The sequence below is a fragment of the Sorangium sp. So ce145 genome (genome assembly GCF_051525985.1).
In the GTDB taxonomy this organism is placed as follows: domain Bacteria; phylum Myxococcota_A; class Polyangia; order Polyangiales; family Polyangiaceae; genus Sorangium; species Sorangium cellulosum_B.
Genome location: NZ_CP150315.1, coordinates 3,397,434 through 3,416,635, shown reverse-complemented (window position 1 = coordinate 3,416,635; position 19,202 = coordinate 3,397,434). Strand labels below are relative to the sequence as shown.

Sequence of the window (19,202 nt, the reverse complement as noted above, 5' to 3'; positions counted from 1 at the left end):
ATGGAACGGAAAGCCAAAGCCGCGACGCAGACAGGCGTCTACCTGGCCATCGTCGCCGCCATCCTCGTGGCGGCCAACATCATCTCGTACGGCGCCTACAAGCGCTTCGACATGACGAAGGCCGAGAGGTTCACCCTCTCGAAGGGCTCGGCCCACCTCGTCCGCGAGGGGCTCAAGCAGGATCTCCAGATCGACGTCTACGTCACCCGGGGGCTCCCGAAGCACGAGGCGTTCATCCAGGACCTCACCGACCTCATGAACGAGTACGAGCAGGCCTCGAACGGCAAGCTCCACTACGCGATCATCGAGGCGAAGACGGACGAGCAGCGCGCCGCCGCCAAGGAGGCGGGCCTGCAGGAGGCCGCCTTCGGCGAGGGGAGCGAGACCGGCCAGGATCAGGCCACGATCACCCGCGGGTTCATGGGCATCGCCTTCAAGTACGGCAGCGAGAAGGAGGCGATCCCGATGCTCTCGCCGGACCAGGCGCAGGGCCTCGAGTTCTGGATCACGAACACCATCCGCGAGATCCGCGACAAGGCGGACGCCATCGACACCAAGATCGGCGTCGTGACCGGCAAGGATGAGATCAAGCTGACGGACGCGAACCTCGTCGCGTCGCAGGGCGGCCGGGGCGGCGGCCCGTCGATGCGCGCGCTGCTCGAGCACCACTTCCCGTTCTACAAGTTCGAGGACGTCGATCTGAAGGGCGGCGACAGCGAGATCAACAAGGAGCTCGCCGGCCTCGTGATCACGCAGCCGGGCAAGGAGTTCACCGAGAAGGAGCTGCGCCGCATCGACCAGTTCATGATGCTGGGCAACAAGGCGCTCGCCGTGTTCGCCGGCGCGGTGAACCTCAAGGCGTCGGACCCGGCGATGAAGGCGTCGCTCAACACCTGGGGCCTCGAGAAGCTGCTCGACGGCTACGGCGTCGAGATGAAGAAGGAGGCGATCCTCGACTGGAGCCGCTCGATGGCCATCCCGGTGCAGACGCAGTCGGGCCAGATGATGTGGTTCCGCGCGCCGGGCATCCTCCAGCTCCAGGAGGACAGCCGCTTCGACGAGAAGGAGCAGATCCTCGACTCGTCGTTCCCCGGCTTCTTCCGCCTCCCCGAGCTCGCCTTCCCCTTCCCGTCGACCCTCGTGCCGCACCCGGAGAAGCAGCCCGAGGCGACGATGAAGGTCGTGGCGCGCTCGACGCCGAAGACGACGGTCGACGTGTCCGAGGCCATCGACATGAAGTTCTCGGCCGACTGGAAGCCGAAGGGCGAGTACGCGCAGCGCGCGATCGCGGTGACGGTCGAGGGCAAGCTCAAGAGCGCCTTCGGCGGCCAGGAGGGGCTCGGCATCAGCGCGCCCGCGGAGAGCGCGGACAAGGGCCGGATCCTCGTGCTCTCGGCGTCGCAGTTCCTCGCGAACCCGTTCGCCCGCTCCGGCAACCCGCCCCCCATGCCGCCGCAGATGGCGATGATGGGCGGGATGGGCGGCGACGAGGATCTCCTGATGCTCTCGCAGCCGTACGCGCAGAAGTACCTGACCGCCACCATCCTGGCGTTCAAGAACACCCTCGACTGGATGGCGGGGGACAGCACGCTGCTCGCCGCGACCGCGAAGATGTTCGGCGAGACGAACCTGACCTACGCGGGCATCGAGAAGCCGAAGCAGGAGGCCACGGACGACGAGGCCACCCTGGCCAAGAAGGCCGAGGAGTACCGGGCGGAGCGCAAGACCGTGCAGCAGCGCGTGCAGTGGACGCTGACGCTCCTGCCGGCGGCGCTGTTCGCCGTGTTCGGCCTCATCCGGTGGCGGCGTCGCGAGAGCGCCCGCGAGAACATCACGCTCGACTGAGCCAGAGCCCCATCGGGTGAAAGAGCCATGAAGACCGAGCACAGAATCTACATCGCCCTCGCCGTCCTCGCGCTCCTCGGCCTCGGCGTGTACTTCACGCAGAAGAAGCAGAAGGACGAGCTCGCCGCGCACTCGGCGACCGCCGCCACGGCGGATCTGCCGAAGGTGGGCGTCTCGAAGGATGACGTCGAGAAGGTCACGAAGATCGCGATCAAGAACGCCGACAAGTCCGACGTGACGCTCGAGAAGAAGGGCGACACGTGGGAGGTCACGAAGCCCGTCAACGCCAAGGCGAACGCGGCGAACGTGCGGAGCCTCCTCGACAACCTGAAGGAGCTCAAGCTGAAGGAGGTCATCGACCGGACGAGCGGCACGTACCCTCAGTACGAGCTCACCGACGAGAAGGCGGTCCACGTCGTCGCGTACAAGGGCGAGGAGAAGGCGCTCGACCTGTACTTCGGCAAGAGCGGCTCGCGCGGGCAGATGGCGCGCGTCGACGGGCAGGACGGCGTCTACGTCGCTGGCGGCTACTCGAGCTACCTCTACACGCGGGAGCCGAAGAACTGGCGCGAGACGTCGATCCTCAAGTTCGAGGACGAGAACGCCATCCAGGTCTCGGTCGAGAACAAGAACGGCCTGTTCAGCTTCTCGAAGAACGGCGACAAGTGGGCCGGCACGTTCGCTCAGCGCGACAAGGGCGGCAAGCTGGGCGCGGCCTCCGCGAAATGGGAGAAGTTCGACGAGGCCAAGGTGAAGGACCTGCTGCGCGCCTACAAGAACCTCGGCGCGGAGGACTTCGGCGACGAGAAGTCGGACACGGGGCTCGACGCGGCGGCCTCGAACGGCGGCATCATCACGATCAAGCTGAAGGACAACGCGGGCGACTTCACCGTCAAGGTGGGCAAGATCGCGAAGGGCTCGAGCCGCTACGCGACGAAGGAAGGCGGCGACGGCACGATCTACGTGCTGTCGTCGTGGTCGGCCGACTGGGCCACCGCAGAGCCGAAGAGGTTCGAGAAGACCGAGAAGAAGGACGACAAGAAGGGCGAAGACGCCCATGACGATGAGGCGGCGGGCCACATGGGCCTGGACGGCGCCGAGTAGCAGGCGACGTCGCGCATGAGAGCGGGAGGCGCTGGGAGACCGGCGCCTCCTTGCATTTTGTGCGCCCGCCTCCCGAAGCCGCGTCGGCGTCTCAGCGGCCCAACCAGACAACCTCAACCTGGGTCGGCGCCGGCAACCTCAACCTGGGTCGGCGCCGGCAACCTCAACCTGGGTCGGCGCCGGCAACCTCAACCCGGGTCGGCGTCGGCAACCTCAACCTGGGTCGGCGTCGGCAGCGCCGCCGGCAACCTCAACCCGGGTCGGCGCCGGCCGCCGGCAACGTCAACCCGGGTCGGTGCAATCAGCCCGTGTGGCTCCCGCGCCACGCGAACCTCGATTCGCACTCAGGGGCCGATGTGACGAATATTCGACGCACTGTGCGCACGATTTTTCGTCACCTATGACCACCGCGCCCGGTGGAACCAGAGGCGTTCACGGCGGAATCAAGCCCAAACCCTGGATTCCCGTGTTTTCTGTTTGCCCTGGCTCGATTTTCGCTTATGGCTGCGCTCACTCAGGCCCCCGCTGTCCTTATCGGACGGATCACGACATCCGAGCGACCTGAGCCGCCAGAGAGCCTATGCGCACGTTCGTCGAAGTCCTCCAGCAGAATTCGGTGCACGCCGACCGCGCAGTCACGTTCGTTCGCAGCTCCGGGGAGGAGCGAGCGATCAGCTACGCCGAGCTCTGGCTCGAGGCGAGGCGCCGGGCCTACGCGCTTCGCAAGCTCGGGCTCCGCAAGGGCGACCGCGTCGCGCTGATCCTGACGGAGGCCGACGAGTTCGTCCTGACCTTCGTGGGCGCGCTGACGGCAGGCATCGTCGCCGTCCCGATGTACCCGCCGCAGTCGCTGGCCAAGCTCGAGGCGTACGGCGAGACGGTGCAGCACATCCTCGAGGCGTCGGGCGCCAGCGTGCTCGTGACGAACGAGCAGCTCAAGGAGATGATCGACGCCTACCTCGCCGCGAACGCAGAGAGCCGTGAGGCCCTGCCAGGCCTGCGTGTCGTCCTCGAGCGCGACCTGCGCGCGCGCGATGGGTCAGACGCGTCCGACGCATCGCACGCGGCCGAGCCCTGGCGCGTGTCCCTCGACGACCTCGCGTTCCTGCAGTTCACGTCGGGGAGCACCTCCCGGCCGAAGGGCGTGATGGTGACCCACCGCAACCTGACGGTGAACAGCCACGCCATCATGTTCGACGGGCTGCGCTCCACGCCGGAAGACCGCGGCGTCAGCTGGCTGCCCCTCTACCACGACATGGGGCTCATCGGCTTCGTCATCGCGCCGCTCTACGCGCTCGTGCCGGTGATGTTCCTGCCGACGACGGCGTTCATCCGCCGCCCGTCGCTCTGGCTCGACGCGATCCACAGGTTCCGCGGCACGATCACCTTTGCCCCGAACTTCGCCTTCGCCCTCGCCACGCGCGCCGTCACCGACGCGCAGGCGGGCAGCTGGGACCTCTCCTGCGTGCGCGCGCTCGGGTGCGGCGCCGAGCCGATCCAGGCCGACGTGCTCCGCGCGTTCCTCCGCCGCTTCAGCGAGCGGGGGCTCCGCCCGGAGAGCATCCTTCCCTCGTACGGCATGGCCGAGGCCACGCTGGCGATCACGTTCAGCGACCTCAAGGCCCCGCTCACCACCGATCGCGTGGACGCGAAGGCGATGCAGGCCGGCAAGGCGTGGCCCGCGAACGGCGGCGCCTCGCTGGAGCTCGTCTCCTGCGGTCGCCCCCTCCCCTGCCACGAGCTCATCATCGCGGGCCCAGACGGATCGCCGCTCGGCCCGCGTGAGGTCGGGGAGATCTGGGTGCGCGGCCCGAGCGTCGCCGCCGGCTACTTCAACGAGCCAGAGGCGACCGAGGCGGCGTTCGGAGGGGGCTGGCTGCGGACAGGCGATCTCGGCTATACCGTCGCCGGCGAGGTGTACCTGTGCGGCCGCTCCAAGGACCTCATCATCCTGGGCGGCAAGAACTACTTCCCCCAGGACATCGAGCGCATCGCGTCCTCCGTCGAGGGGGTGCGCGACGGCCACTGCGTCGCGTTCTCGTGCCTCACCGCCGAGGGGGCCGAGCGCGCGATCGTCGTCGCCGAGGCCAAGCGGAGCGTGGCCGGCGTCGCGCAGGCGATCACCCAGGCCGTGCGCGCCCAGCTCGGCGTGCAGCTGTCCGAGGTCGCGCTGATCAAGCGGGGGACGCTGGCGAAGACGTCGAGCGGCAAGGTGCGGCGCCGCGAGATGAAGCGGCGCTTCGAGGCCGGCGAGCTCGAGGTCGCCTCGGACATTGACGAGGGCGCGACGCCCTCTCCCCATGGCGACGCGATCCGCGCGAGCGGACCTGTGTCGCGAACCGAAGGGGGCCGCGCGGGCGGCGCCCCGGCACGTGTCGAAGGAGTCATCGATGGGATCCAGTAAGGCCGAGGTCGAGGTCAGCTACGACGTCTCGAACGAGTTCTTCAGGCTCTGGCTCGACGAGCGCATGAACTACACCTGCGCCGTCTACGAGTCCCCCGAGCAGTCGCTCGAGGCCGCGCAGCTGAACAAGCTCCGGATCCTGTCGGACTTCGCCAAGGCGGGGCCCGGGAGGAAGGTGCTCGACATCGGCTGCGGCTGGGGCGCGGCGCTCGAGTACGTGGCCACGGCGCGCGGCGTGACGCGCGCGGTCGGCGTCACCCTGTCCACCGCGCAGGCCGCCGAGGTGAACGCCCGGAAGATCCCCGGCGTCGAGGTGGTCGGCGGCGACTTCCGGACCTTCGCGACGGCCGAGCGGTTCGACAGCCTCATCTCGATCTGCATGATCGATCACCTGTGCTCGCCGGAGGAGGCGCGCCAGGGCAAGGCGATCGACATCTATCGGGCTTACTTCAAGAAGGCCTGGGAGCTCACGAACAAGGGCGCCTGGTTCGGCCTCCAGACCATCCTCCGCAACCGGACGCCGCGGATGACGCCCTGGGGCGGGCTCCCCGCCGGCACGAGGAAAGAGCTGGAGGACATCTACTTCGTCACGAAGGAGATCTTCCCCGGCGGCCTGAACCCTCGGCTCGAGGACATCATCCAGGCGGCGAACCCCTACTGGGAGGTGATGCAGGTGAACACGCGGCGCGAGCACTACCAGCGCACCACCGCGGAGTGGCTCCGCCGGCTCAGGCTGAACGAGAAGACCATCCGGTCGACGTGGGGGGACAAGGTCTTCGACGACTACGATCGTTACCTGTCGACGTGCGTGAACGCGTTCGACAAGCATTACAGCTCCCTCGCTCAATACGAGCTTCGCAGGATCGACTGAACCATGACGGACAAGACCAATCTGCTCGAGATTTTCAAGACGGTTGCCGCCCGGGTGGACAAGCGCGAGTTCCCCAATGTCACCGCGACGTCTGTGATCACGGAGCTCGGCATCGACTCGCTCTCGATGATGCAGATCGTGGGAGAGATGGAGACCGAGCTCGGGATCATGATCCCGGACGAGGATCTGGTCGAGCTCATCACCGTGGGCGACCTCTGCAAGAAGGTCGGAGAGCGGCTGGAGGCGACCGTATGAGCCGGCTGGAGGAGAAGATCTTCCAGGAGTACATGACGTTCTTCGAGAAGGCGGAGCGCGAGCGCCGCTGGAACGTCTTCCAGGACATCCCGTGGGAGCGCGTCAACAAGGACGCGAGCGAGGAGCTCGCCCTGTGCGCGGAGACCTTCTGCTCGGTCGAGATGTACCTGCCCGACTACGTGGCGAACGGCATCAACCTCGTGCGGAAGTACTTCGGCCAGGCGTGGTTCCAGGCCAACTGGGCCTATGAAGAGTCGAAGCACTCGCTCACGCTGATGCAGTACCTCCTGCGCTCCGGCAAGCGCACGGAGGAGCAGCTCAGCGATCTGCAGCACCAGATCTTCGCGAAGAAGTGGGACCTCCCGTTCCACACGCCGCGGCAGATGACGTTCTACGGCTGCGTGCAGGAGATGGCGACGTTCGTCATCTACGTGAAGCACCGGGAGCGGGCCGCGACGGAGGGCGACGAGTGCCTGCGGACGATCTACGACTACATCGCCCGCGACGAGATCGCCCATTGCCGCTTCTACCAGAGCGTCATCAAGGTGCTGCTCGAGGAGGACCGGCCGGGGACGCTCACGGACATGGCGCACGTGTTCGCGAACTTCGAGATGCCGGGCGTCGGGATCGTCCCCGACTACGACTCGCGCATCCTCAAGATGCGCGAGGCCGGCGTCGACCGGAACGTGTTCATCCAGAAGGTCTACATGCCGATCCTCAAGTACCTCGGCGTGAACCGGCACGAGATGCTCGCCGCCCAGCGCACGGCGCTCGAGCTTCGCCGCGGCGGTGAGCGCCGTGACCCCTCGATCGAGGGCCTCGCAAGCGCTCCCAACCTGGACAACACTGCGCCCCAGGCGCTGTCCGCCTGAACCTTCCACCTCCCCCCAACGAGCAAGAGCAGTCCGATGCGAAGGCGCGTCGTCGTGACCGGGATCGGCGCCGTTTGCCCGCTGGGCAACGATGTCGCGACCACCTGGCAAAACCTCCTCGCCGGCCGATCCGGCGTGGACTACATCCGCGATTTCCCCGTCGACAGGCTCCGCAGCGACATCGCGGCCAGCGTGAAGGGTTTCGATGTCGCGAGGTACCTGTCGCCCAAGGAGGCGGAGATCTATGGCCGCGTGACCCACTTCAGCCTCGCGGCCGCGGTGGAGGCGCTGCGCGAGGCCGGCATCGTGCCGCTCGAGCGCGCCTCTGCCGCGGAGGACGAGGCGGCGGAGCGCGCGGGCGCGCGGGCACAGGGCGCGCCGCCGCTCGCCACCGCGGCGCCGGCGAGCGGCATCGACCGGACCCGCGTCGGGTGCCTGATGTCCACGGGCATGGGGTCGGTCGAGATCTTCGAAGAGCAGGTCGGCAGGAGCGCGGCGCGCGGCCCGCGGGCCGTGTCGCCCTACTTCATCCCGGGGGTCATGCCGAACGGCGCCGCGGCGCTCATCTCCATGCGATACGGGCTCATGGGGCCGTCGTACAACCTCGCGAGCGCGTGCGCGACGGGCACGCACTCGATCGCGACCTCGGCCCTCATGATCGAGGCGGGCGAGGCCGACGTGATGGTCGCGGGGGGCGCCGAGGCCGCGACGCGGCTCAACACCGTCGCGGGGTTCGGCAACGCGAAGGCGCTCGCCAGGGCCGTCGACGGCGACCCGGCGCGCGCGAGCCGCCCGTTCGACCGGCGCCGTCAGGGCTTCGTGATGGGCGAGGGAGCAGGCGCGCTCGTGCTCGAGGAGGAGCAGCACGCGCTCGCGCGCGGCGCGAAGCCGCTCGCCGTCGTGGCCGGCTTCGGGATGACCACGGACGCGGAGCACCTCACGCGGCCGCACTCGGGGGGGCTCGGGCTCGCGCTCGCGCTGGAGCGCGCCCTCGCCAGGGCGGGCACGGCGCCGGAGGCGATCGGCTACATCAACCCGCACGCGACCTCGACGCCGCAGGGCGACGCCGCCGAGGTCCTCGCGCTGCGGCGCGTCTTCGGCGAGCGCCTCGCGCGCATCCCGATCTCGGCGACCAAGTCGATGATCGGGCACCTGCTCGGCGGCGCCGGCGCCGTCGAGACGATCGCGGTCGTGTGCTCGCTGCGCGACCAGCTGCTGCACCCGTCGATCAACGTGGATGAGCTCGATCCGGAGTGCTCCCTGGACGTCGTGAGGGAGCGGCGGGCGGTCGATCTGCGTCACGCGGTGAAGTGCTCGGCAGGCTTCGGCGGGCACAACTGCGCGCTGGTGCTGGAGCGGGCGTAGCGCCGGCGACCGCGCCACGGCTGACGGACGGCTGGCGGCCCCCCGCGCCCGGCTCTACGTGGGGCCCATGGCAGCCCACAAGAACAGGCTCGCGAGCGAGTCGTCGCCGTACCTCCTGCAGCACGCGCACAACCCGGTCGCGTGGTACCCGTGGGGCGCCGAGGCGCTCGATCTCGCTCGCCGAGAGGACAAGCCGATCCTCCTGTCCATCGGCTACGCCGCCTGCCACTGGTGCCACGTGATGGAGCGCGAGTCGTTCGAGGACGAGGCCATCGCCCGGCACATGAACGACCTCTTCGTGAACATCAAGGTCGACCGGGAAGAGCGGCCCGATCTCGACCACATCTACCAGCTCGTCGTGCAGCTCATGGGCCGGAGCGGCGGCTGGCCGCTGACGGTGTTCCTCACCCCGGATCAGCGCCCCTTCTTCGCGGGCACGTACTTCCCGCCGAAGGACGCGCTCGGCATGCCCGGCTTCCCGAAGGTGCTCGACAAGATCGCCGACGCCTTCAGGAACCGGCGCGACGACGTCGAGCAGCAGGCGCAGGAGATCACCGAGGCCATCGAGCGCGCGCAGCGCGCGCCGGCGCGCGCTGCAGGCGTCGCCGCGCCCGCGTCGTCGGATCTGCTCCGGCGCGCGTCGCGGCAGCTGCTCGCGCGCCTCGACCCCCGCCACGGCGGCATCGGATCGCGGCCGAAGTTCCCGAACACGATGGCGCTCGACGTGCTGCTCCGCCGCGGCGTGCTGGAGGGCGATCGCGTCGCGGCGGAGGGCGTGGAGCTCACGCTGGACAGGATGCGGGACGGCGGCATCTGGGATCACCTGCGCGGCGGCTTCCACCGCTACTCGACGGACGAGCGCTGGCTCGTGCCCCACTTCGAGAAGATGCTCTACGACAACGCGCTGCTCCTGCGCCTCTACGCCGACGGGTTCCGCGCGTTCAAGAAGCCGATCTACGCCGAGACGGCGCGCGAGATCGTCGGCTACCTGTTCGCCGAGATGCGCGACCCGGAGGGCGGCTTCTACGCGTCGCAGGACGCCGACTCGGAGGGGCGCGAGGGCAAGTTCTTCGTGTGGACGCTCGAGCAGCTCCGCGACGCCGTCGGCGCGGATCAGCTCGCGTATGACATGGCCCGCCTCGTCTTCGGCATCAGCGAGGAGGGCAACTTCGAGGACAGCGGCGCGACGGTGCTCTCGCAGCACCGCACGCTCGAGCAGGCCGCGGCGGTCATCGACGACGGCGCGGGAGGCGGCCCCTCGACCCACCTCGATCGGTGCCGCGACGCGCTCGCGCGCGCCAGGGTCGCGATGCTCGCGGCGCGCGACGCGAGGCCCCGGCCGGCGCGCGACGACAAGGTGCTCGCGAGCTGGAACGGGCTTCTCATCGGGGCGCTCGCCGACGCCGGCCGCGCGCTGGACGAGCCCGCCTGGGTCGACGCCGCGGCGCGCGCCTTCGCGCTGCTCGAGCGGAAGCTCCTCCGCGGCGGCCGCGTCGGCCGTTATCTCAAGGACGGCGCGCCCCCAGGCGCGAACCGCGAGCAAGGCGGCTCCGGGGCGGCCGTCGGCGACGTCCGGCCTGGGTTCCTCGACGACCAGGCGTACCTCGGGAACGCGGCCCTCGACCTCTACGAGGCCACCTCCGACCCGCGCTACGTCGACGTCGCGCGCGCGATCGCCGACGCGATGATCGCGCACCACTGGGACGAGGCCGCGCCCGGGTTCTTCTTCACGCCGGACGACGGCGACGCGCTGATCGCGCGCACGCAGGACATCTACGACCAGGCCGCGCCCTCGGCCGCCTCGATGGCGGCGCTCCTCTGCCTGCGCCTCTCCGAGATCGCCGACGAGCGTTACCTCTCACCGGCAGAGCGGCAGCTGGACGTCCTCGCGCCGATGGCGCTCGAGAACGCCTTCGGTCTCGGCCAGACCGTGTGCGTGCTCGACCGGCTGACGCGCGGTGCAGTGACGGTCGTGGTGGTCGGCGAGGCGAGCTCGGCGTCGGCGGCCGAGCTCACGCGCGAGGCGTTCAAGGTGTACCTGCCGAACCGGGCGATCGTGCTCGTGGATCCGGCTCGGCCGGAGAGCGCCGCGGCGGTCGAGGTCGTCGCCGAGGGCAAGCCCGCGCGCCCTGACGGGGCGGTCGCCTACGCATGCCGCGGGCGGACGTGCTCGGCGCCCGTCACGACGGCGGCCGACCTCAAGGCGCTGCTGGCGTAACGCGGCACGCGCCGAGCTCGCACGGGCCGCGATCCGGGGCGCCTCCGCAGGTGCATCCGGACACCGGGCCCGGCGCGTGGATCTGCGCGCATCCACGTCCGACGCCTTCGGCGCGGGCGTCGCTCGGAGCGCAGACCTCCACGTCGAGCCTCGAGTCGTCGTCGAAGTCCGTGACGAAGGTGCAGCTGCAGCGGTAGGGCGTGCCCTGCTCAGGGCGGCACGCCGGCGAGAGCACCACGCACAGCAGGGCTCCCGCGCGCGCCGCCCGGATGGGCCACCTACGGCGTGACGGTACCGCCACCCTTGTCGCCGCCAGCCTTGTTCCCGCCCGTGTTGCTCTCGCGGATGTGGAACTCGACGCGCCGGTTCTTCTGGCGCCCGGCCTCGGTGTTGTTGTCGTCGATCGGCCGCTTCGGACCGAAGCCCGCCGCCGTGAGCCGGGCGGGATCGATGCCGCCCCGCTCGATCAGGTACGTCCTGACCGAGTGAGCGCGATCGTTCGAGAGCTTCTCGTTGAGCTGGTCCGAGCCCCGGTTGTCGGTGTGGCCCTCGATCGCGACGAGCGTGATCTCGGGGTTCACCTTCAAGAGCCGGACGACCTCGTCCAGGATGCTGTAGCTGTTCGGCAGGATCCTCGCGCTGCCGGTCGCGAACTGCACCTGCTTCAGGATCTGGATCTCGCTCGACCCCGTGATGCGGCGGATGAACTGCGGGCAGCCGTTCTTCGTCGGCTCGGGGCTCGGCTGGCCCGGCTCCTTGGGGCAGGCGTCCTTCGCGTCCGGGATGCTGTCCTCGTCGGCGTCGTCCTCCGGGCAGCCGTCGGCGTCGTTGATCTTGTCGAAATCCTCGGGCTGATCCGGGCACTTGTCGCTGATGTCGGGGATGCCGTCGCCGTCGCGATCGGGCAGCGCCGGGCAGCCGTCGTCGGCGTTCGGCGGCTTGCCGTCCTCGGGATCGGTCGGGCAGAGATCGATGTCGTCGGGGAGCCCGTCCGTGTCCGTGTCCGCGGCGCGCGGCGGGACCGCCTGGAAGCGCCTGCCAGGAGACACGGGCTCGACATCCTTGATGCCGAACGAGTAGCCGATGACCCCGACCATCCGGAAATCCGGCGCGTAGCCGCCGGACAGCCGCGTTCCGGCGCCGACCCCGAGCCACCCCTTCTTCCGCTGATCGAGCGCGAGCCGCCCCTCGGCCATCCACTCCAGCGGCGTGTTGTCGCCGGTGAACGTCGTGTCGCGGCCGAGGCCCGTCGATCCGAAGATCTGCGCGCCGAGCCGCAGCGCCCCGTTCCGCAGCGGGAGGAAGCCGCCGATCCCCCACCTCCACTCGTTCGTCACGGCGAAGTCGTTGAGCGATGAGTACGGACGGAAGTGCACCCCGGTGTTCAGGACGAAGAACATCGACTTGAGATCGATCTCCCCCGAGAGCCCGATCATCGCGCTCGCGGCGTTGTCGCCCGAGAACGAGAGCTTGCTGCCGGTCGGAACCCACGCCGTCACGTTGGCGCCCAGCTTGAAGAAGCGATCCTCGGTGCGGTACAGGATCGCCCGCCCGTCGAGCCGGATGTCCATGAGCGCGGCGGTCGCCGGGCTCGCCGCGTCCTCTGCGCCGAGGACGTTCGGGTCGTTCGTCGGGTTGCTCGTCTGGAGGGCGATGATCGGCAGCCCCACCTGGAACGAGAAGCGGTCGAGCAGCTCGACGCCCCCGTTGAAGTAGCCGATGAGCTGCGAGGACACCGGCGAGCCGTGTTCCCTGCTGAACCGACCCGCGGCCTGCTCGTCATTCAGCATGTTCTCGACCCGGAAGGGATTGAGGCCGAGGCCGAGCCCGAACTGCCCGAAGAAGCGCGTCTCCGGCGCCACCTGCGGTCGCCAGAGCGCGATCGAGTCGTCGGGAGCGCCGGCCATGTAGAGCCGGTCCAGGTAGAACGTTCTCGTCTGCGCGCTCACAGGGAGCGCGCTCAAGAACAAGGCTCCCGCCGCAGCAGCCGCCAGCGCGCGTCGCTTGACGCCCCGTGCGGGCGCGTGCTGCTTTTCCCCCTCATGTCCTCCGGTGCGCGTCAAATTCCCTCCTGTGACCCGCTTTTGAACGACCGTTGCGGTCGATCGGAGGCTACACGCTAACCCAGGCCTCTAGAAAGGTGAGAGAGAACGGCGAACGTGGGCAAGGCGCGTAACCGTGGGCGCGACCGTGCGCGTAACCGTGGGCGCGACCGCGCGCGTGACCGTGCGGACCGTGCGTAACCGTGCGTAACCGCGCGTCACCACGTCGTCTGGTGTTGACCTGGGCCAAATGCCGTGCTTTCTTGCGCGCCCGCTTGACGTGCGGCCAGGATGCCGCCGTTCGCGGTCCAGACCGAGGGACCACCAGCCATGAAGCGCACCTACCAGCCCCATAACACCCGCCGCGCCCGGACCCACGGCTTCCGTGCGCGTATGGCGACCGCCGGCGGTCGCAAGGTCATCAACAACCGCCGCCGCAAGGGCCGCGCCCGGCTCGCGCCCACCATCTACAAGAAGTAACGCGGCGGTGATGGCGCCAGCGCCCCCGCGCTCGTCGGCGCCCTCCTCCACGTTCCCACGCGAGCGCCGCATTCGCAGGCGGGCAGAATTCGTCCGCATCCAGAACGGTGGTCATCGCGTCAGCACCCGCCACCTGCTGTTCCTCGTCGCGGCCCCCACCGAGGGCGCTGCTCACGGCGGGGCCCGCCGCGGCACGAAGAGCGCTGCCGCGCCTGTCCCCTCCGGGGCGCCTCGCCTGGGCCTCGTCGCCTCGCGCAAGGTGGGCGGCGCTGTGGCGCGCAACCGCGCGAAGCGCCTGCTCAGGGAGGCGTTCCGGAGATTCCCGGAGCTCTTCCCGGAGCGCGTCGACATCGTGGTGATCCTCCGCACTGGCGCCGGCTCGCTCGGCCTCGATGACGTCCTCGCGGAGCTTCGGGGCGTGGTTCCGGTGCTCCGCCGCCGGGCGAAGGAGGCGCTCACCGCCGCGTCGCGCGCGCGAACGGAGGTCGTGGCCGAGCGCAGCGCAGGCGATCCGCCGGCGCCCGCGCCAGACCAGACTGACCCGACCGACCCAACCGACCCAGCCGGCAGCTAGAAGATGGCGCGGCATACCTTGCGCCGTGGTGCGCTGGGCCCCAAGCTCCTCGCTCTCTCACGGCTCACCGCATGCTGGCGACGCTCCTCCTCGCGCTGATCCGCGCCTACCAGATGACGCTCTCCAGGCTCATCGTGGCGTTGATGGGCCCGGTCTGTCGGTTCGAGCCCTCCTGCTCGCGCTACGCCGCCGCCTGCATCGTGGACCACGGGGCGCTCCGGGGGAGCTTGCTTTCGCTGAAGCGACTGTGTAGGTGTCACCCGTTTCATCCAGGCGGGTTCGACCCTCCGCCACCACCTCGTCTTCACCGTGCCGCGGCTGCCCGGATGCCGCGTCAACGGGACGCTGACCCGCGGGATACGACACGCTGTTCGTCTACTGGCGCGGAGCTCGCCTCGCACGCCTCATCCCCTTGTCGAGCGGGCTTCAGCGGCCGGGTCACCCTCATGGACTAATCCCGCTCGGCCATCGACAAGGCCCCCTACGGCACGGCGCCCGACACGCCGCGGAGCGAAGCCCGCACGGAGCGACCCTGGGCGGCCTCGTGAGGTGTCACGAGACGCCCGCAGCGAAGGGCGCGGCTCGAGATCCTGGGATCGACGAAGGACTTCATGGAACGCAGCAACATCGCCAAATGGCTGTTCCTCGGCCTCGCCATCATCCTGTTCTTCCAGTTCGGCAAGCCGCTCCTCTTCGGTGAGAGCGCGCCGCAGCTGCAGCCGCTCGACGTCAACGACAGCACGGCCCCCGCCGAGCGCGCTCCCCCGGAGATGTGCGTCATCGACGGAGATCGCTTCAAGGCTGAGCTGTCGACGCACGGCGGGTCGCTCCGGCACCTCTGGATGACGGACCCGAAATACACGACGGGGGACGGCGAGCGCAGGCCGATGGACCTGGTCACGACCTCGCTCGAGTCGCGGATGCCTCTCAGGACGGACCTGCACCTGCCTGGCGGCAGCGCGCAGCAGGTGCCGTTCGACGACCTCGACTGGAAGCTCTCGGCGCAGGACGGCAAGAGCTGCACGTTCACCTACGTCGACGACTCGACGAGGCTCACCAAGGTCGTCGCGGCCACGGGGCGTCCCTTCGAGCTCTCGGTGCAGATGACGGTCGAGAACCTCGCGCAGGAGCCGCGAAAGCACCGGCTCGCCGTCGAGCAGACATCGTGGCGAACCCAGAAGGAGACGGAAGGCCATCTCGGCATGATCTCGGAGTGGATCACCGAGACGGTCGCCGCGACCGACCAGAAGACCGAGCGCCAGCTCCCCGACGCCTTCGAGCCCGGCGACTTCAAGGACCCGGAGTTCACCGCCGAGCGCTGGCGGCGCACCCCGGGCAACGCGCGGTTCGCCGCGGTCTCGAGCAGCTACTTCAGCAAGATCGCGATCCCGCTGGAAGGGCCAGGGCAGCCGACAGCCGAGACGCAGATCGAAGACATTTGGGAATCATCGAAGTTTCAGGACAAAAGCAAGGACCCGAACTTCGGGCACGTCTATCGCGCACGGCTCGCCTATCCGGAGCACGAGCTCGCGCCCGGCGGCGCGGTGACCTACAAGCTCCTGTCCTTCACCGGCCCGAAGGAGCGCGATCTGCTCGCCGCCGTCGACCACGGGGTGAGCGAGGTCATCAACCTCGGCTGGTTCTCGCCGATCGCGAAGCTCCTCGTCTCGTACCTCTATGTCCTCTACGGCGCCGTGGGCAGCTGGGGGTGGGCGATCGTCCTGCTCACCATCACGGTCCGGCTCCTGCTCTTCCCGCTGAGCATCCAGCAGATCAAGAGCGCCGCGGCGATGCGCAAGCTCAAGCCGGAGATGGATGAGATCAACGCGAGGTACAAGGACGACGCCGCCCAGCGCGGCCTCGCGATGCAGGAGCTCTGGCGCAAGAACAAGGTCGCGAACCCGGTCGTCGGCTGCTTCCCGATGCTGCTCCAGATGCCGGTATGGTTCGCCCTCTACACCGCGCTCCAGACCGCGGTGGAGCTCTACCACACCCCGTTCGGCCCCGTGATTCCGGACCTGTCGGCCCCGGGAAGGTACTACATCATTCCCATCGTCCTCGGCGGCTCGAGCTTCATCCAGCAGAAGCTCATGCCCCCGCAGGGCGATCCGGCGCAGCAGAAGATGATGCTGTACCTGATGCCCGGCATCTTCACCGCGATGATGCTCTTCCTCCCGGCCGGCCTCGGCGTTTACATGTTGACGAACACCTGGCTCGGCATCGGGCAGCAGGTGCTCGTCGAGCGCTACCTGAAGGCGAAGAACGAACGAGCCGGCGGCATCCAGGTGCGAGAGATCGCGAGCGCGGAGCCCCAATCCGCGATGAAGAAGACTCCGGGCGACGACGACAAGTCGGCCCCTGCTCTCGGAAAGGGAAAAGCACGTGTCCGTGGATAGTGAAGTTGCCGAAAGGGGAATCGACGCAGCGGACGTCGATGTCGATGCCGAGGCGCAGGGCGCTGGCGACGCGGCCGAGTTCGAGGAGGACGGGCGCGCCGACGTCGCGCTCGACTTCGTCATCGATGTGCTCGCGGCGATGGGCATGGACTGCACCGTCGACCTCCTCGAGAACGAGGAGGAGGATCCGCCCGAGGAGATCCGGCTCGAGATCGAGGGGAAGGACGCGGGCCGCGTGATCGGCAAGAAGGGGCAGACGCTCTCGGCGCTGCAGTTCCTCGCCAACCGCGTGATCAACCGGCCGGGCAAGAAGCGGCGTCATGTGATCATCGACGCCGAGGGCTACCGGCAGCGGCGCGAGGACACGCTCTCTTCCATGGCGCGCAGGCTGGGCAAGCAGGCGGTCGAAGAAGGCAAGATCATCACCTTCGAGCCGATGAACCCGCAGGACCGCCGCGTCGTCCACCTGGCGCTGGCGAAGTTCCCGGGCGTCGTCACCAAGAGCGACGGCGAGGGCGAGGCCCGCCGCGTGCAAATCATCCCCGTCCGCCGCTGAGGCTGAAGGCCCGGCACGAAGCGCGCACCCAACACGCACCCGACGCGCACCAAGCGCGCGCATCAAGAGCGACTGCGCGACTGCGCCGCTGCCGGCGTTGACACCGGATCGCCCGCATGCATAATGCCGCACCTCTCCGGTACCCCCCGGGGAGGTGCGCGGGCACGCGCTCGCGCCCATGTTCTCCCGGAACCGCAACCGGGTTCCATCTGCGTTCATCGCGTGAAGCACGAGGGCCGCGCGCGGCCCCCGCTCCGCCGGACGCAGTCCCCGAACGGCGGCGGCCCAGCCCCCTTGAGCACGGGCACGGGACCGCGAAGACGGATCCCCGACCCTTTGAAGGATTGACCGACCATGCAGACCTCGAACATCCTCGCGAAGATCGAAGCTCCCCTGTTCCGCGAGGGGATCCCGGATTTCCGGGTCGGCGATACGGTGCGCGTCCACTACCGGATCGTCGAGGGCGAGAAGGAGCGCATCCAGGTGTTCCAGGGTGTCGTTCTGAAGCGCCACCGCGCCGGGGTCCGGAGCACCTTCACCGTGCGCAAGGTGAGCTTCACGGTCGGCGTCGAGCGCATGTTCCTCCTCCACAGCCCCCGCATCGACAAGGTCGAGATCGTCTCGCGCGGCGTGGTCCGCCGTTCGCGGCTCTTCTACCTGCGCAACCTGGCAGGCAAGGCCGCTCGCGTCCGCGACGCGAAGGATTGATCCCGCCGGCCGGCACCCCGGCCGCGAGGAGAGCGCTCCCGCAGAGCAGATGGCCAGGGGGACAGCCGGCTCCCTGGCTCGATCGTGCGCAAGCATCCATGGCACAGCGCGGAAGCAGCTGTGCGCTGGGCGGTGACGCGTGCATGCGCGCGCACGCACCGCGTTGCCGGCCTGTAGCAAGGGTTCCCGCATACTTCTTCCTTGATCCTCGGCCGAGCGGCCACGGTATGCTCGCGGCGGCGGTGCCCCAGCGCCGCGAAACCCGAGAAGGATCACCATGCTCTGTCCGCGTTGCGGTGCGCCCGCGACCCCCGCCGATAAATTCTGCGCTGTGTGCGCCTCGCCGCTCACCCCGTCCGGGCCTGGAGCGTTCGGGGCTCCTCCTCCGCCGCCGCCTCCTCCGCCGTTTCCTGCTCCGGGCTTCGGTGCGCCCCCCGAGCCTCCCCCGAACTATGGCTCGCCGAGCGGCGGTTTTGGTCCGCCCCCGCCGGCGCCTTTCGGGGCTCCTCCAGGCCCGCCTCCCGGGTTCCCGCCGGCGCCCGAGGGCGGCCCGGCCGGCTTCGGTCCGCCTCCGCCCTTCGGGCCGCAGCCTGGTGGTTTCGGGGCGCCCCAGCCGCCGCCTCCGGTACCGCTGAAGCCGCCGCCGTTCCCGCCGGAGCCGCCGATCTACGGCGCGCCGGGCGGCGGCTACGGCTCGGCCCCGAGCTTCCCGGAGCAGCAGGGCAGCTATCCCGGCCCTCCGCCCCCGCGGCCCGGCTTCGGCCCGCCCCCGCAGCCCGGCTTCGGCCCGCCCCCGCAGCCGCAGGGCGCGCGCTGCGTGCAGGGGCACGCGATCCCGGCGGGCGGCTCGTTCTGCATGGAAGGTGGCCACCCGATCGCCCTCGACGGCATCCAGATGAGCGGCGATCCCTTCAACCAGACGGCCTATGCGCCCAACCAGCAAGGGGCATCCGCGCCGCCGCCGATGCCGCAGGCGAGCGGCAGCGGAGCCTACGGCGAGCCGCCGCAGCCGCAGCAGAACCTCGCCCCGCCGGGCCCGCCGCCCGCGTACATCCCGCCTCCTCCCGCGGTGCGCCCGCCGACGCCGGCGCCGCCGAGGGCCGCGGGGCAGGAGAGCCGCCGCACCCTCGCCGGCTTCCTCGTCAGCTTCCAGGACGACGCGCTCGGCAGGTTCTGGCCGCTCTGGCAAGGCAAGAACATCGTCGGCCGCGCCGAGACAGGGCAGAAGGTCGACATCGAGATAGCGCACGGGACGACGTCGACACATCACGCGACGCTCGAAATCGACGGCGGTCGGATCGTCCTCGCCGACCTCGGCTCCACCAACGGGACATTCCACAACGAGGAGGCGATCGGCTTCCAGGGCCGACGCGAGCTGCGCGATGGCGACAAGATCCGCTTCGGCGGGTTCAGCGTCATCCTGCTCAGCGTGGCCGCGCGGGCCTGACGGGCCCATCGCACGAGGAGAGGCGTTGCCGAGCCTGGCCCCCTTCCCCCGCGACGTTCGACTGG

At 69.4% G+C, this 19,202-nt stretch carries 16 protein-coding genes; 15 read left to right on the top strand and 1 reads right to left on the bottom strand.

Annotated features, from left to right (window positions below):
- From WMF34_RS13120 to WMF34_RS13085, 8 genes are all read left to right on the top strand, one after another.
- On the top strand, positions 1-1,845 hold the full coding sequence (locus tag WMF34_RS13120; RefSeq protein ID WP_012235164.1) for a GldG family protein: 1,845 nt from the start codon (positions 1-3) through the stop codon (positions 1,843-1,845).
- A gap of 27 nt (positions 1,846-1,872) precedes the next feature.
- Complete coding sequence (locus tag WMF34_RS13115) at positions 1,873-2,949, top strand: DUF4340 domain-containing protein (RefSeq protein ID WP_437993489.1); 1,077 nt, start codon at positions 1,873-1,875, stop codon at positions 2,947-2,949.
- A gap of 580 nt (positions 2,950-3,529) precedes the next feature.
- Positions 3,530-5,353 carry a fatty acyl-AMP ligase gene (locus tag WMF34_RS13110; RefSeq protein ID WP_437993488.1) on the top strand — a complete coding sequence of 608 codons (1,824 nt, stop codon included), beginning with the start codon at positions 3,530-3,532 and terminating at the stop codon, positions 5,351-5,353.
- Positions 5,340-6,224: a class I SAM-dependent methyltransferase gene (locus WMF34_RS13105; RefSeq protein ID WP_437993487.1), complete on the top strand. Its 885-nt coding sequence runs from the start codon at positions 5,340-5,342 to the stop codon at positions 6,222-6,224. Before WMF34_RS13110 ends, WMF34_RS13105 begins: the two co-directional genes overlap by 14 nt.
- Positions 6,225-6,227: 3 nt before the next feature.
- Entirely contained in the window at positions 6,228-6,479 is a 252-nt protein-coding gene (locus WMF34_RS13100) for an acyl carrier protein (RefSeq protein WP_012235160.1), read from the top strand.
- Positions 6,476-7,351, top strand: a complete 876-nt coding sequence (locus WMF34_RS13095) for an acyl-ACP desaturase (protein WP_012235159.1) — start codon at positions 6,476-6,478, stop codon at positions 7,349-7,351. Before WMF34_RS13100 ends, WMF34_RS13095 begins: the two co-directional genes overlap by 4 nt.
- A gap of 36 nt (positions 7,352-7,387) precedes the next feature.
- Positions 7,388-8,716 carry a beta-ketoacyl-[acyl-carrier-protein] synthase family protein gene (locus WMF34_RS13090; protein WP_012235158.1) on the top strand — a complete coding sequence of 443 codons (1,329 nt, stop codon included), beginning with the start codon at positions 7,388-7,390 and terminating at the stop codon, positions 8,714-8,716.
- Positions 8,717-8,783: 67 nt separating this feature from the next.
- Positions 8,784-10,934, top strand: a complete 2,151-nt coding sequence (locus tag WMF34_RS13085) for a thioredoxin domain-containing protein (RefSeq protein ID WP_437993486.1) — start codon at positions 8,784-8,786, stop codon at positions 10,932-10,934.
- A 278-nt stretch (positions 10,935-11,212) separates the two neighbouring features.
- Here the strand turns inward: WMF34_RS13085 and WMF34_RS13080 are convergent, their stop codons facing one another.
- Positions 11,213-12,898, bottom strand: coding sequence for an OmpA family protein (locus WMF34_RS13080; protein WP_437993485.1), 1,686 nt, complete (start codon positions 12,896-12,898; stop codon positions 11,213-11,215).
- A 408-nt stretch (positions 12,899-13,306) separates the two neighbouring features.
- Here WMF34_RS13080 and rpmH point away from each other — a divergent pair, with 408 nt between their 5' ends.
- The 7 genes from rpmH (at position 13,307) to WMF34_RS13045 (ending at position 19,137) form a co-directional block, all read left to right on the top strand.
- Positions 13,307-13,456 carry a 50S ribosomal protein L34 gene (gene rpmH, locus WMF34_RS13075; RefSeq protein WP_012235155.1) on the top strand — a complete coding sequence of 50 codons (150 nt, stop codon included), beginning with the start codon at positions 13,307-13,309 and terminating at the stop codon, positions 13,454-13,456.
- Between the two features lie 10 nt (positions 13,457-13,466).
- The gene (rnpA, locus tag WMF34_RS13070) at positions 13,467-14,030 is read left to right on the top strand and encodes a ribonuclease P protein component (RefSeq protein WP_012235154.1); all 564 of its coding nucleotides are present in this window, start codon (positions 13,467-13,469) and stop codon (positions 14,028-14,030) included.
- A gap of 71 nt (positions 14,031-14,101) precedes the next feature.
- On the top strand, positions 14,102-14,485 hold the full coding sequence (gene yidD / locus WMF34_RS13065) for a membrane protein insertion efficiency factor YidD (RefSeq protein ID WP_012235153.1): 384 nt from the start codon (positions 14,102-14,104) through the stop codon (positions 14,483-14,485).
- Positions 14,486-14,641: 156 nt separating this feature from the next.
- Entirely contained in the window at positions 14,642-16,426 is a 1,785-nt protein-coding gene (gene yidC / locus WMF34_RS13060; RefSeq protein ID WP_012235152.1) for a membrane protein insertase YidC, read from the top strand.
- A complete protein-coding gene (locus WMF34_RS13055; RefSeq protein ID WP_231864816.1) occupies positions 16,419-16,982 on the top strand; it encodes a protein jag in 564 nt (187 codons plus the stop codon). Before yidC ends, WMF34_RS13055 begins: the two co-directional genes overlap by 8 nt.
- A gap of 354 nt (positions 16,983-17,336) precedes the next feature.
- A complete protein-coding gene (gene rplS, locus WMF34_RS13050) occupies positions 17,337-17,690 on the top strand; it encodes a 50S ribosomal protein L19 (protein WP_012235149.1) in 354 nt (117 codons plus the stop codon).
- A gap of 277 nt (positions 17,691-17,967) precedes the next feature.
- The gene (locus WMF34_RS13045; protein ID WP_012235148.1) at positions 17,968-19,137 is read left to right on the top strand and encodes an FHA domain-containing protein; all 1,170 of its coding nucleotides are present in this window, start codon (positions 17,968-17,970) and stop codon (positions 19,135-19,137) included.
- Positions 19,138-19,202: the final 65 nt, after the last annotated feature.

Coding starts and splice junctions, on each gene's coding strand:
- WMF34_RS13120 (WP_012235164.1), top strand. CDS start 1: ATGGAACGGAAAGCCAAAGCCGCGACGCAGACAGGCGTCTACCTGGCC.
- WMF34_RS13115 (WP_437993489.1), top strand. CDS start 1,873: ATGAAGACCGAGCACAGAATCTACATCGCCCTCGCCGTCCTCGCGCTC.
- WMF34_RS13110 (WP_437993488.1), top strand. CDS start 3,530: ATGCGCACGTTCGTCGAAGTCCTCCAGCAGAATTCGGTGCACGCCGAC.
- WMF34_RS13105 (WP_437993487.1), top strand. CDS start 5,340: ATGGGATCCAGTAAGGCCGAGGTCGAGGTCAGCTACGACGTCTCGAAC.
- WMF34_RS13100 (WP_012235160.1), top strand. CDS start 6,228: ATGACGGACAAGACCAATCTGCTCGAGATTTTCAAGACGGTTGCCGCC.
- WMF34_RS13095 (WP_012235159.1), top strand. CDS start 6,476: ATGAGCCGGCTGGAGGAGAAGATCTTCCAGGAGTACATGACGTTCTTC.
- WMF34_RS13090 (WP_012235158.1), top strand. CDS start 7,388: ATGCGAAGGCGCGTCGTCGTGACCGGGATCGGCGCCGTTTGCCCGCTG.
- WMF34_RS13085 (WP_437993486.1), top strand. CDS start 8,784: ATGGCAGCCCACAAGAACAGGCTCGCGAGCGAGTCGTCGCCGTACCTC.
- rpmH (WP_012235155.1), top strand. CDS start 13,307: ATGAAGCGCACCTACCAGCCCCATAACACCCGCCGCGCCCGGACCCAC.
- rnpA (WP_012235154.1), top strand. CDS start 13,467: ATGGCGCCAGCGCCCCCGCGCTCGTCGGCGCCCTCCTCCACGTTCCCA.
- yidD (WP_012235153.1), top strand. CDS start 14,102: ATGCTGGCGACGCTCCTCCTCGCGCTGATCCGCGCCTACCAGATGACG.
- yidC (WP_012235152.1), top strand. CDS start 14,642: ATGGAACGCAGCAACATCGCCAAATGGCTGTTCCTCGGCCTCGCCATC.
- rplS (WP_012235149.1), top strand. CDS start 17,337: ATGCAGACCTCGAACATCCTCGCGAAGATCGAAGCTCCCCTGTTCCGC.
- WMF34_RS13045 (WP_012235148.1), top strand. CDS start 17,968: ATGCTCTGTCCGCGTTGCGGTGCGCCCGCGACCCCCGCCGATAAATTC.